Annotated in this window: 13 protein-coding genes; 7 read left to right on the top strand and 6 right to left on the bottom strand. The window is 72.3% G+C overall.

What is annotated here, in order from left to right; genetic code table 11:
* Nucleotides 1-250: 250 nt before the first annotated feature.
* Both ACWGJB_RS31540 and ACWGJB_RS31535 read left to right on the top strand, forming a co-directional pair.
* Nucleotides 251-568 (top strand): trypco2 family protein, encoded by a 318-nt coding sequence (locus tag ACWGJB_RS31540; protein ID WP_453383449.1) that lies wholly within the window; start codon nt 251-253, stop codon nt 566-568.
* Nucleotide 569: 1 nt separating this feature from the next.
* Nucleotides 570-3,470: a trypsin-like peptidase domain-containing protein gene (locus ACWGJB_RS31535; RefSeq protein ID WP_453383448.1), complete on the top strand. Its 2,901-nt coding sequence runs from the start codon at nt 570-572 to the stop codon at nt 3,468-3,470.
* 5 nt (nt 3,471-3,475) lie between these two features.
* Here the strand turns inward: ACWGJB_RS31535 and ACWGJB_RS31530 are convergent, their stop codons facing one another.
* Entirely contained in the window at nt 3,476-3,784 is a 309-nt protein-coding gene (locus tag ACWGJB_RS31530; RefSeq protein ID WP_453383447.1) for a hypothetical protein, read from the bottom strand.
* Here ACWGJB_RS31530 and ACWGJB_RS31525 point away from each other — a divergent pair.
* Entirely contained in the window at nt 3,768-3,914 is a 147-nt protein-coding gene (locus tag ACWGJB_RS31525; RefSeq protein WP_453383460.1) for a DUF397 domain-containing protein, read from the top strand. The two genes, ACWGJB_RS31530 and ACWGJB_RS31525, sit on opposite strands and share 17 nt — an antisense overlap.
* Here ACWGJB_RS31525 and ACWGJB_RS31520 read toward each other — a convergent pair.
* The 3 genes from ACWGJB_RS31520 to nthB are packed head-to-tail and all read right to left on the bottom strand — an operon-like array spanning nt 3,904 to nt 5,497.
* The gene (locus tag ACWGJB_RS31520; protein WP_453383446.1) at nt 3,904-4,236 is read right to left on the bottom strand and encodes a nitrile hydratase accessory protein; all 333 of its coding nucleotides are present in this window, start codon (nt 4,234-4,236) and stop codon (nt 3,904-3,906) included. The genes ACWGJB_RS31525 and ACWGJB_RS31520 overlap by 11 nt on opposite strands.
* Nucleotides 4,233-4,829, bottom strand: a complete 597-nt coding sequence (gene nthA / locus ACWGJB_RS31515; protein ID WP_453383445.1) for a nitrile hydratase subunit alpha — start codon at nt 4,827-4,829, stop codon at nt 4,233-4,235. The genes ACWGJB_RS31520 and nthA overlap by 4 nt, the downstream gene beginning before the upstream one ends.
* A complete protein-coding gene (gene nthB, locus ACWGJB_RS31510) occupies nt 4,826-5,497 on the bottom strand; it encodes a nitrile hydratase subunit beta (RefSeq protein WP_453383444.1) in 672 nt (223 codons plus the stop codon). Before nthB ends, nthA begins: the two co-directional genes overlap by 4 nt.
* Before the next feature lie 204 nt (nt 5,498-5,701).
* On the opposite strand from nthB, the gene ACWGJB_RS31505 reads away from it, so the two are divergent.
* The 4 genes from ACWGJB_RS31505 (at nt 5,702) to ACWGJB_RS31490 (ending at nt 8,725) form a co-directional block, all read left to right on the top strand.
* Nucleotides 5,702-6,163, top strand: coding sequence for a cupin domain-containing protein (locus ACWGJB_RS31505; RefSeq protein ID WP_453383459.1), 462 nt, complete (start codon nt 5,702-5,704; stop codon nt 6,161-6,163).
* A gap of 58 nt (nt 6,164-6,221) precedes the next feature.
* Nucleotides 6,222-7,148 (top strand): alpha/beta hydrolase, encoded by a 927-nt coding sequence (locus tag ACWGJB_RS31500; protein ID WP_453383443.1) that lies wholly within the window; start codon nt 6,222-6,224, stop codon nt 7,146-7,148.
* A gap of 90 nt (nt 7,149-7,238) precedes the next feature.
* A complete protein-coding gene (locus ACWGJB_RS31495; RefSeq protein WP_453383442.1) occupies nt 7,239-8,102 on the top strand; it encodes a helix-turn-helix domain-containing protein in 864 nt (287 codons plus the stop codon).
* Between the two features lie 44 nt (nt 8,103-8,146).
* Nucleotides 8,147-8,725 (top strand): hypothetical protein, encoded by a 579-nt coding sequence (locus ACWGJB_RS31490; RefSeq protein ID WP_453383441.1) that lies wholly within the window; start codon nt 8,147-8,149, stop codon nt 8,723-8,725.
* A 16-nt stretch (nt 8,726-8,741) separates the two neighbouring features.
* On the opposite strand, the gene ACWGJB_RS31485 is transcribed toward ACWGJB_RS31490, so the two are convergent.
* A complete protein-coding gene (locus ACWGJB_RS31485; RefSeq protein ID WP_453383440.1) occupies nt 8,742-10,295 on the bottom strand; it encodes a carboxylesterase/lipase family protein in 1,554 nt (517 codons plus the stop codon).
* Nucleotides 10,296-10,404: 109 nt separating this feature from the next.
* Complete coding sequence (locus ACWGJB_RS31480; protein WP_453383439.1) at nt 10,405-11,274, bottom strand: metallophosphoesterase family protein; 870 nt, start codon at nt 11,272-11,274, stop codon at nt 10,405-10,407.
* Nucleotides 11,275-11,455 lie beyond the last annotated feature (181 nt).

Genomic DNA, 11,455 nt, shown 5'->3' with positions numbered 1-11,455 from the left:
CGAGATACGCGCCGACCTTCATCTCGGCCTGCTCCAACTCGCCTGCAGCATCATCTGCTTGAGGCGACTCCGAACCTCATTCTGAAATGATCAGTTAAGACTCCCTGTGAATCCGATGAGTTGTCGCCAGAATTGTCAACGATGCCTGGTCGGAAGACAGCCGGGACACAGAAGTTGGCCAGTTTCAGCGGTCCCTGACAGGGTGAGGGCACACTTCCGGGTACGAGGCGTGCATTCAGGGGGAGTTGCCATGGCGACGATCGGGTTGGCCGCAGCCATCGAGGAGTTGCGGCAGGAGCTGTACGAGGCCCAGGACCGAGGCACGCACGAACAGTTCGCCTTCGAGATCCAGGAAGCCCAACTGGAGTTGCTGCTGGAACTGCGCGACGACGTCAAAGGCGAAGGGAAACTCCGGTTCGGGGTGGCCACGGCGGGCGCGGGCGCCGGACACTCGTCGGCCCGGTCGCACAAGCTGACGCTGAAGCTCCGGGTCCGGGACCGGGCGACGGGCGGCGGCAGCCCCGAGATCGGCGGGTCGCGTTCCGGCTCCTGGGACGACGAGGGCTGAGGTGGACCGCCGACGCCTCACCCTGGTCAGGGCCGGAGCGGACGCCGGCTTCCGGCGCATCGGCAGCGGGTACCTGATCGCACCGCGCCTGGTGCTGACCGCCCGGCACGTCGTCGAGGAGCACCCGGGAGCCGCCTGGCCGCGCATCGACGTACGCGTCGGGCACCCCCAGGACGACACGCTGCGCCGCGCGGCGCAGGTCTGCTGGACCCACCCCGACGGTCGTGATGTCGCCCTGCTCCTGCTCGACGAGTCCGTCGAGGCACCGGGCGCGGTGCGCTGGGGCCGCCCGGTCGGAAACGACCCGCTCCCCTACGACGCGCTCGGCTTCCCGGCCGCGACGACCAGCGACGGGCAGTACGGCGTCGAGCACCTGCGGGGAGAGCTGCCCGTACTGGGCGGGGGCAGCGGCGACCAGGACCGGTACGTCCTCGACCAGGGCCCCGCACCGGAAGCGGACTCCAGGAATGGCGGCAGAGCCTGGTCCGGCGCCTCCGGCAGCGCGGTCTTCTGCCGGGACCATCTCGTCGGGGTCGTCATCCATGACGACGAGGCGTTCCGGAACCGCCGCCTGCACGCGTGTCCGGCCCGGTCGTTCGTGGACGCCCCCGGCTTCGCCGACGTACTGGAACGCCACGGCGGCGGCCGTCCCCGGCTGAGCCAGGTCGGCACGGATCTGGAACGCTATCTGCGGGCCTCCCGGCTCGCCGCCACCGAGCACCCGTACCCCGGGGTCATGCCCGGCACCATGCCGCCGCTGTCCCACATCTACGTCCGCCAGCAGGTCGTCAGCCGGAGCTCGCCCGAGGAGAGAGCCGGGAACGCCGGACTCATGGCGAGCGGCCTGCTCCCCGCCTCCCCGCCACAGCCGGCCGACGAGGTCCTCACCGGAGACGGGGTCTGTCTGGTCGTCGGCGGACCGGGCGGCGGCAAGTCCAGCCTGCTGCGCACCCGCCTCACCCACGCCGCCGCGCAGTGGCTCGACGGCACCGCCGACCCGGGCCCCGCGCCGGTCCTGGTGCCGGCCGCCGCCCTGGTCGGCGCTCCCCTCAGCAGAGCCCTCGCCGACACCGTCAACGCCCAACTCCACCGGTACGGCCTCACGTCCCCTCTCCCCGAAACCTTCTTCGAAGACCGTCCGGCCCCGGGGCACGGCTGGCTGGTGCTGGTCGACGGCCTCGACGAGATCACGAGCGTCTCCGGCCGGGAGGACGTCCTCAGGACCGTGGCCCACGCCGGTGACCAGTACGCGTTCGTCGTGGCCACCCGCCCCGTGCGCGAAGCCGAACAGGGCATCCTCGACCCGCAGGTCCCCTGCTACGAGCTGGAACCGTTCCGCACCGACGAGCTGGAACGCGTCGCGACCGGCTGGTTCCGCGCCCTCGATGTCACCGAACCCGAGCAGACCGCACAGCAGTTCCTCGGCACGCTCCACGCGATGGGGCTGATCGATCTCGCCCGGGTCCCGCTCATGATGTCCATGCTCTGCCAGCTCCGCGCCAAAGCCCCGGCAGAGCCGCCCCCTCGCGGGCGCGGCGACCTCTACCGCAGGTTCGTGGACCTGCTGTACGAGCGCCAGTACGCCGCCGACGCCGTGGAACAGGCCCGGGCCGCCCTGCGGCAGTACGGCTCCGACGCCGAGGCCGGGGCGGAACGGACCGTCCAGAGCCTCCGGCCGATCCTCGCCGACCTCGCCCACCGGCTGCTCTTCGCAGACGAACACGAAGGCCGGGCCGTCCTCGACGCCGTACAGGATCACGAGTGCGCCGCACGGCCGACGGCGGTACCGGAAAGGCGCTGGCGGGAGTTCCTGGAGTCGGTCCTGTGCGGCACCGGGCTGCTGATCCAGCGCTCGGACGACCTGGTCTTCACCCACCAGACCTTCCTGGAGTACTTCGCCGCTCGCCATGTCGCCGACGAGGAGGACAGACTCCGGGTCGTCTTCCGGGAGACCTTCTTCCGTCGGGCTCAGGCTCGCCGACGGTTCAGAAGAGGCTGGACGCCGCCCGGGTACGACCCGTTCGGCGGCTTTCTCCTCGACCTCACGCCGGACGACCACCCGCTCAAGACCGAGTTCCTGACCCTGATGTCCTCTGGCCGTGCCGGCCTCGACGGCTGCACGTTCCTGGTCAATCAGGCCGCTTCGGGAACCCACCTCCCCGCGGACGTGATCGAGAACACCGCGCACTCGCTCCGCCAGGTCGCCCGTGACCGTCGGGGACGGACGTCATTCGGCCGCCTGCAGGCCGCCACACTGCTGATCATGATCGGCGTCGCGGACAGCAGCGATCTGCTGCGGGAACTCGCCGCGGACCCCAAAGCAGAGGAACCGCTCCGTGTCGCCGCGGCCAGGACGTTGGCCATGTTCGCTCCGGCGGAATCCAACCGTTTCCTCGGCGACCTCGTCGAGGAAACGCGCCGGGACAGCAGACCCGGAGACAGCGCGCATCGGCTGAAAGCGGCGCTGGCACTGACCGAACTCGATCCGGCCGCCGCCACCCGGGAACTGCACGCTTTCGCCCGCGACAGCACGTTGCCCGAACACGACCGGTTCAAGGCGGTGCTCACTCTGAACTGGCTCGAGACCGAGCCAGGCAGAGCCGAACTGCTGCGTTTCCTCGCCGATGACACCAGCCTGACGGCCGGCCGCCGCATCGTGGCGGCGTCATTGCTGGACAACGCCGACCGCGACGTCGCCTCCCATCTGTACGAGAAGCTCGCCCTGGACCCCGCGACGAAATCCGTCGACCGGGTGGAGGCCGCGCACAACCTCACGACGATCGACCCGCAGCGAGGACAGACGCTCCTGCGCGCGCTCGTCGACGACACCACGCTCGGGCGAAGACACCGCCGAGAGGCCGCCAAGCGGCTCTCCGAGGCACGCGACCGGAATCAGACCTGAAGCCTTCAACAGGACTGCCGCCCCGCTCTGTTGGCCCACCGCACCTGCTCCCGCAGCACCTCGTCCGGCGGCGTGAGTTCCAGCGACTCCGCCGGACAGTCCCACTCCCGCCCGCCGGCCACGGGCCACAGCTGCACCCTGCCGCCGACGTGCCCCATCACCTCGCCGATCCGCCCGTCCCGTACGTCCGTCACATGCGTCCCCACGGGCGGCCGTTCGCCGCGCACCACCGAGGCCGGCCGCTCCGCCACCCGGACGTTGCAACGCCCCAGCTCGACCAGGGCGAAGGGCTCGTCCCTGGAAGGAGTCCGCACCGGGCGGCTGGAGGACGACGTACGCCACGCGGCCCTCGTCCCCGTCCGGGACTCCAAGAATCCCCTCGGCCCGAAGCTCGTGTTCCGGCCGGAGGCCAGGTCGGCCTTTGTGGACGGCGTCAAGCAGTGACCCCGTGGTCGTGGCCCGGAGGGCGCTGCGCCAGGGCCTGGGCGCGTGCGGTGATCTCGTCCGGGGACACGGCGTCCACGCCGACCAGCACGTCCTCCAGCGCGGCCAGCCACAACCGGTAGTAGCGGTACGGCTCGTCGCGCGGCGCCGCCGCGATCCTGGCGATCAGCGCGGCCTGGAACTGAGGCCAGCTGAACGCGCCCGCCTCGTACAGGCTGACCGCCATGCCGAACGCACGGCTCTCCCAGGGCTCGGCGAAGACCAGTTCGCCGTTGGAGCGCGGTGGCGCGGCCGGGCCCTCGACCTCCAGCGGCGCGGTCACGGTGCCGCCACCTTGGCCACGCCGACCATCGCGTCCCGGGACACCAGGAGCACGAGTTCCTCCTCGGAGAGGTGCTCGGTGCCCGCCGGGCGTTCGGGCAGGACCAGCCAGCGGACCTCGCTGGTGGAGTCGTGGACGGTGATCTGCACGTCGTCGTCCAGGTCGAGGCCCATCTCGGCGAGCACCCGACGCGGTTCCTTCACCACGCGGGCGCGGTAGGCGGGGTCCTTGTACCAGCCGGGCGGCAGGCCGAGCACCGGCCAGGGGTAGCACGAGCAGAGCGTGCAGACGACGACGTGATGGGTGGTCGGGGTGTTCTCCACGACGACGATGTGCTCGCCCTGCGGCCCCGAGAAGCCGAGTTCCTTGATGGCCGCGGTGCCGTCGTCGAGGAGCCGGCGCCGGTACTCCGGGTCGGTCCAGGCCTTGGCGACGACCTTCGCGCCGTTGAGCGGGCCGATGTTGGTCTCGTACTCCGTGATGATCCCGTCCATCACCTTCGGGTCGATCAGGCCCCGCTCGGTGAGCAGTTGCTCCAGCGCCTCGGTGCGCAGGGCCGGGGGCATGCGCTCCTCTGGTCCGGCGGTGGTCATGCGGCGGCCTCCAGATAGCTCTCGTACATCTCCACGGTGATCGCGAAGGGTTCGGCGGCGGCGCCCCACAGTTCGCGGGAGTCGAACCGCACCGAGTAGACGTACTGCGGGTTCTCGCCCCGGAAGTGGGCGTTGGTGTCCGGGAGCACCGACGCGGGCCGGACGGCCTGGACGTCGCCGGTACGGCCGCGGGCGTAGCGCGGCAGCCGGGTGTGCCCGGGGACCGAGGTGGCCCTGGCCCGGACGCGGTCGCCCGCGGCGAAGGCGGGCGCGGTGTCCAGGGAGCGCAGGGAGCCAGGGGCGGTCGGGGCGTAGTCGGGCCGGGCGGGCTCGGGGACCGGCGGCTCGGCCACCTGTTCGCCGCGCAGGTTGCGGGCGCGGGCGTCGATGGCGCCGGGCGCCAGGATCGAGCTGTCGGTGAGCATCAGCTCCCCGCCGTTGAGCCAGCGGCCGTAGTAGCCGTCGTCGAAGTAGGCGGCCCGGTCCAGGCGCTCCAGGGAGTGCCGGAAGGCGTCCGTGTTGACGCCGCCGGACGCGACACGGCCGGAGAGGATCGCGAGGGCGAAGGCCCGGCCCTGCCAGGGCTCCGCGAAGACCGGTTCGTCAGGGGGCGGGGGGTGCACGGGGCCCCATCCCGGTGTGCCGCCCAGATCAGCAAGACCGTCCATGACAGAGCTCCCCATATGCTCGCATAACGGACCACGCATCTGAATCGTATGCGAAAGGCGGGCCGGAGGCCCTGCCGGTGATGTTGCCGGTGGTACTGCTGGTCCCACCCCCGCGTCTGGCGGCGGCCGGTTCCGGAAGAGGATCATCGGCGCGGGATGGTCACCCCCACCGGTCACCCACACCGAACGGACCTCGCCGTGAGCATGATGTACCTCGCCCAGCCCGACCAGCAGCAGAAGCTCGAATGGCTCGACGGCGGACAGTTCGCCGTCCTCCTGGACAGCGCGGCCACCGACGGACAGCTGACCGTAGGACGGTTCAGCGTCGCCAGGGGGGAGGCGCCGCCGTACCACATGCACACCCGCGAGGACGAGATCTTCATGCTGATCAAGGGCACCGCGCTGGTGTGGTCGGACGACCAGGAGCTGGAGCTGTCGGAGGGCGGGATCGTCTACCTGCCCAAGAACGTCCCACACGGCTACCGGATCACCTCCGACACCGCCGACCTGCTGATGATCTGCACTCCGGGCGGCATCGAGGGCATGTTCCGGCACGCGGGGCGCGACATGGCGACCGCCCGGCCGGAGGGGTTCGAGATATCCAAGGACCTGATGGCCGAGGCCGCCGACCTGTACGGCCAGATCATCGTCGGCCCGCCGCGCTGAGCGTCGGCACCGTCGGCACCTCCGCCTCCGCCTCCGCCCCCCTACGAAAGGCACAGCCATGTCCGGGCAGCAACGCCGCGACCTCGACGAGATGCTCCGGCACACCCCGCTCGACGTCGGAGGCGACGTGGCGGAAGCCCGTGCGGTCTTCCACACGATGATGACCTCGATACCGCTGCCTCCCGAGGTCACGACCACGCCCGGCCGGCTCGGCGGCGTCCCCGTCGTCACGGTCGAGACGCCCGGCGGGGATCCGTCCGACGTGGTGCTGTACTTCCACGGCGGCGCCTACGCCATCGGCTCCGCCGCCGACGCGGTGGGCCTGGCCGCCGACGTGTCCCGGCGGGTCGGCGCCCGTGCCGTCTGCGTCGAGTACCGGCTGGCGCCGGAGAACCCGTTCCCCGCGGCCGTGGACGACGCGGTGGCCGCGTACCGCGCGCTGCTCGACCAGGGTGTCCCCGCCGCCCGGATCGCCTTCGTCGGCGAGTCCGCCGGAGGCGGCCTGGCCGTCGCCACGCTGGTCGCCCTCAAGGAGGCGGGACTGCCCCAGCCGTCGTCGGCCGCGGTGTTCTCGCCCTGGGCCGACCTCACGGTGTCCGGCGCGAGCGCGACCGGCAAGGCCGGCCTGGACCCGGCGCTCACCCCGCAGGCCCTGCGCACCCGGGCCCGCGACTACCTCGGTACGACGCCCGGCACCGAACCGCTGGCCAGCCCGGTCTTCGCCGACCTGACGGGACTGCCGCCGCTGCTCGTCCAGGTGGGCTCGCACGAGATCCTGCTGGACGACGCCGTACGGCTGGCCGCCCGCGCCGCCGCCGCCGACGTCCGCGTCGACCTCCAGGTCTGGCCCCAAGTCCCGCACGTCTTCCAGTCGTTCGCCGTCATGCTCGACGAGGCCGACGAGGCGCTGGAGTCCGCCGCCGCCTTCACCCGGGCCCACTGGACGGCCGCCCGGACCTCCGCCGAGGCCGCGCTCAGCTCCTGACCGCTGCCACAAGCAGGCCTTTACCCAGATGTGGCACAAGAGTTCCATCGCGCGCAGCTCATCCAAACAATTGCGAACGATGATGCCCGCATGGCAACGACGAACAACTTCGGCATCGCCCTGCGCGGCTGGCGGGAGCGCCGTTCACCCCTGACGGGCGAGCTGGAATCCGCCGCGGACCGGCGCATCCCGGGTCTGCGCCGCGAGGAACTGGCCCGGCTGTCCGGGCTGTCCGTCGACTACGTGGTGCGGCTCGAACAGGGCCGCGCCCGCAACCCCTCCGCCCAGGTCGTCGGCGCCCTGTCCCGGGCCCTGCGCCTGGACGCCGAGGAGCGCGACCACCTGTTCCGGTGCGCCAGGCTCACCCCGCCCACCGCCGGCGACGTGCCACGGCAGGTGCCGCCGAGGGTCCACCGGCTCGTCCGGCAACTGGGCGACGCGCCGGTCGCGGTCTATGCCGCCGACTGGACGCTGCTCAGCTGGAACCGGATGTGGACCGCCGTCATAGGGGACCCCCGTACCTACGGCTGGGACCAGGGCAATCTCGTCGCCGGGATGTTCCGCTCCGCCGGCGGCCACCGGGTCGACGCCATCGGCGCCTGGCCGGTACGGTCCTGGGCCGGCGACGAGGCCGAGGAGGAGTCCCTGGTGGCCGACCTGCGGGTCACGGCAGTGGCCCACCCCGACGACGCCCGTCTCTCCTTACTCGTCGACCGCCTCCTGCACACCAGCCCCCGCTTCGCCCGGCTGTGGTCCAACGGCACCGCGGGCCTCCACACCGGCGACCGCAAGACCGTCGAACACCCCCTGGTCGGCGACCTCACCCTCGACCTCGACGTCCTCACGGTCCCCGGCTCCGACCTCCGCATCGTCGTCTATGCCGCCGCCACCGGAACGGATACTCCCGAAAAACTGGACACCCTGCGCACGGACGCCCACCGGTACGCCGACTGAGCTCCCCCCGTCCGTTGTCAGCGCCGTGTGCCACGCTGGAACGTATGAACCACTCCCAGCTCACCGCCCTGGGTCGTGCCCTTCGTCTGCTCGGGGAGCACGGGGAGGCCCTGACCGCCAGTACGCCCGACGCCAAGCTGCACGAGGTCAAGGACGACCTCCGGCGCGCTCTCGACCTGCTGGAGGAGAGCGTCAGCGCGGCCGCGCCCACCACCCGGTGCGCCGAGCATCCGCAGGGGCCCGTGGACGAGAGCGCCCCGGATCTGTGTCTGCTCTGCGAGACGCGGCGGCGGGCCGCCCGGCGGTCGGAGTACGCGGGCGGGCCCCGGCCGGTGCAGGGCGAGACGGCCGCGGGACCCTCGATGTCCCGGTACGGGGTGCGGGCCGACCGGCCGCAGGCCCAGCAGCGGTGGCTGCCGGAGGCGTGGAACGGCCGGGAGTGGGAGCTGTGCGGCACCCCCCGCCGCGACCGGCGCGAGGCCGAGCTGTACCTCAATGCCCAGCGCCACGGGTCCCGGCCGGCCATGGCCTACCGGCTCGTCCACGAGTTCACCGACTACGAGGTGCTCCGGGTCTGGGGCACCCCGGTCCACATGGACATCGAGCCCCTCGGCAACCTCTGAGCCCCGGTCCCGCCGGTCAGCCGAGCAGCGGCGAGGGAGTGAATTCGTGGCCCTCCCAGAGCTTTCGGCTCTGCTCCTCCGGGTACGGCGTCACCGTCGGTGTCGTGTCCAGTACCTGGGTGAGGCGGTTCTGGAGGTCGAACTCCGGCCAGCCCGGGTCTCCCGTCCTCGCGAACGCCGTCCATGCCGTGCGGAAGCGGGCGGAGAGGGCCTCGGCCTCGGGGGTGACGCCCGTGCCCGCGAAGAGGAGGTTGGCGAGGTCCGCCTCGAACGTGCCGAACAGCAGCGGGATGTCCAGGCCGTGGCAGGCGCCCAGCAGCCCGCCGTTGCCCGGGGCGCCCCAGGTCAGTTCGTACAGGTGGGCCCGGCCGCCGGCCGCGGTCTGCGCCTCCGCCAGGCGCAGTGACGGTACGCCGAAGAGCCAGTCGGTCTGCACCCGTTCGTACAGCTCGTCCGGCGACGCCTCGGGGAAGGCCTCGCGGTAGGCCTGCACCCCCGCCTCGCCGCCCGGTGCGAACAGACGCAGGGCGCCGGTCGCCTGCTCCTCCGTGATCTTGCCGTACATCCCGCCCATGACCAGGAAGAGGCGGTACTCGTCGCGGTTGTGGCCCACCAGGAGGTCCACGTCCCGGGCGGAGCCGGAGGCCAGCGCCTGCCAGGGGGTGGTGGGCAGCACCTCGCCGTCGACCACCGGGGAGAACGGTGTCATCGTCGGCGCTATCTGGCCCCAACGGCCCATGTACTGGGGCATCTTGACACCCAGCGACTGCCCCACGTCCGGCAGCCGGCGGGGGTCGGTCGTCGCCAGGTCGGCCAGTGTGGGGCGCAGGCCGGCCTCCGCCGCGAGAGCCTGGGCGATGTCCCCGGCCAGTTCGGTGGAGAGGAACGTGCCCGGCACGCTCTGGGCGATCGCCCGCCGGAACAGGCCCCGCGCGCTGGGCATCGCCAGCAGCGCGGCCACCGACCCGCCGCCCGCCGACTCCCCGAAGACCGTGACCTGGTCGGGGTCGCCGCCGAAGGCGGTGATGTTCTCCCGCACCCACTCCAGCGCCGCCACCTGGTCCAGCAGGCCCCGGTTGGCGGGCGCCCCCTCGATCTGGGCGAAACCCTCCATGCCGACGCGGTAGTTGAGGGAGACCACGACCAGGTCGCCGTCGCGTGCGATGTGCTGGGCGTCGTAGCCGGGGCTGCCGGAGTGGCCCAGCTTGTAGGCGCCCCCGTAGATCCACACCATCACCGGGCGGCGGGCGGCCGGGTCCGGGTCGGGTGTCCAGACGTTCACCGTCAGCCAGTCGTCGCCCTCGGGTGCCTCCAGGACGCCGGTGCGCCCCTGGATGCCCAGGTCCTGCGGGGGCGGCGGCCCGAAGGCGTACGCCTCGCGCGTCCCGTCCCACGCGCGTGCCGGGCGGGGCGCCGCGAACCTCGCCTCCCGCACCGGGGGCTCGGCGAACGGTATGCCCCGGAAGACCGCCAGCCCGTCCTCCCGCAACCCGCGCACGGCGCCCGCCGCGGTGCGTACGACCGGTCCTTCGGCGGCGTGGGGCGGCTCCGGAGACTGACTTGTCGTCATGCTCGCTCGCTTTCGGTGGGGGCGCTGCCGTCATCACGGCCGGTCACTCGTGGAACGTCCGGCACTTCGCACGAGTGCCGAACACCCCTCACCCGTATGGGTGAACCCGTCAGCCATGCTGGGCGACGAACGCCCTGGCCTGCGCCTCGTCGATCTCGTACACCGTCTCATGGGCCCGCGGATCGCGCGCATGGAAGGTGTGGCACAGCGGACCGGCCGGTCCGCCCAGCTCCACCAGCGAGGCCGACGCCCCGCGCACCGCCCGCTCACCGGGCGCCACGGTCAGGTCGATCCGGTTGACGACCCCCGGCGTCACCCACACCGGCACCGACTCCAGCATGCCGAAGAGCTGCAGGTGGTAGTGGCCGTTGAGGATCATCCGCACGTCGCGGCCCCGGATCGCCGCCGCCAGGTCGCCGGGGTCGCGCAGCCCGAAGGCCGGCTGGGTCACCGAGAGGTCCAGGGCGAAGGGCGGGTGGTGGAAGGCGAGGACCGTGCCGTGCTCGGCCGGGGTGCGCAGCACCTCGCGCAGCCACTCCAGCTGGGGCGTTCCCAGCCGGCCGTGGACCTTGCCCGGCACCAGCGAGTCCAGGGTGACGAAGCGCCAGCCACCGACCGTGCTGACGGCGGCCCGCTCCTCCCCGCCGAACACCTGCTCGGCGCGGTCGGTGCCGTCGGCGTCCAGGTGCCCGCTGCCCAGCACCTTGGCGAAGGCCTCGCGCTCGTCGTGGTTGCCGGTGGTGCAGAGGACGGGGATGTTCCGGGCCTGGGCGTACGCGCCGATCAGGGTGCGCAGGGCGGTGTACGCCTCGACCGCGCCCTCGTCGGCCAGGTCGCCGGTGACGACGACCGCGTCGAAGCCGGAGAGGTGGCGGAGTTCGTCGAGCATCAGCCGCAGCGACGCGGTGGCGTTGACGCCACGCCTGTTGGGGGTGTCGGTGCGGTCCAGGTGGGTGTCCGAGAGATGGAGTATCCGCATGCTCGGACGGTACCGGTGAATTCCCCGGTCATCACCGGCCCGTGTGCCACGCGGGTGCCGCTCGTGCCGTACGCGTTCGCCCTCGGGTCCGGCCGGGGGGGCGCCGGGGGCCCCGCCGCGCGACGGGCGGGGGTGGGGTGCGCTGCAGGGGCTCCGGGTCATCTCGCAGACGAGGATCCCC

The sequence above is a fragment of the Streptomyces sp. NPDC054813 genome (genome assembly GCF_053611365.1).
Note: the sequence above shows the minus strand (reverse complement) of the source record. Positions and strands in the feature narration are given on the sequence as shown.

Bases quoted from the DNA above. Each gene is read 5' to 3' on its own strand.
- ACWGJB_RS31500 (WP_453383443.1), top strand. From the start codon at position 6,222: ATGTCCGGGCAGCAACGCCGCGACCTCGACGAGATGCTCCGGCACACC.
- nthA (WP_453383445.1), bottom strand. From the start codon at position 4,829: ATGACCACCGCCGGACCAGAGGAGCGCATGCCCCCGGCCCTGCGCACC.
- ACWGJB_RS31505 (WP_453383459.1), top strand. From the start codon at position 5,702: ATGATGTACCTCGCCCAGCCCGACCAGCAGCAGAAGCTCGAATGGCTC.
- ACWGJB_RS31540 (WP_453383449.1), top strand. From the start codon at position 251: ATGGCGACGATCGGGTTGGCCGCAGCCATCGAGGAGTTGCGGCAGGAG.
- ACWGJB_RS31495 (WP_453383442.1), top strand. From the start codon at position 7,239: ATGGCAACGACGAACAACTTCGGCATCGCCCTGCGCGGCTGGCGGGAG.
- ACWGJB_RS31485 (WP_453383440.1), bottom strand. From the start codon at position 10,295: ATGACGACAAGTCAGTCTCCGGAGCCGCCCCACGCCGCCGAAGGACCG.
- ACWGJB_RS31480 (WP_453383439.1), bottom strand. From the start codon at position 11,274: ATGCGGATACTCCATCTCTCGGACACCCACCTGGACCGCACCGACACC.
- nthB (WP_453383444.1), bottom strand. From the start codon at position 5,497: ATGGACGGTCTTGCTGATCTGGGCGGCACACCGGGATGGGGCCCCGTG.
- ACWGJB_RS31490 (WP_453383441.1), top strand. From the start codon at position 8,147: ATGAACCACTCCCAGCTCACCGCCCTGGGTCGTGCCCTTCGTCTGCTC.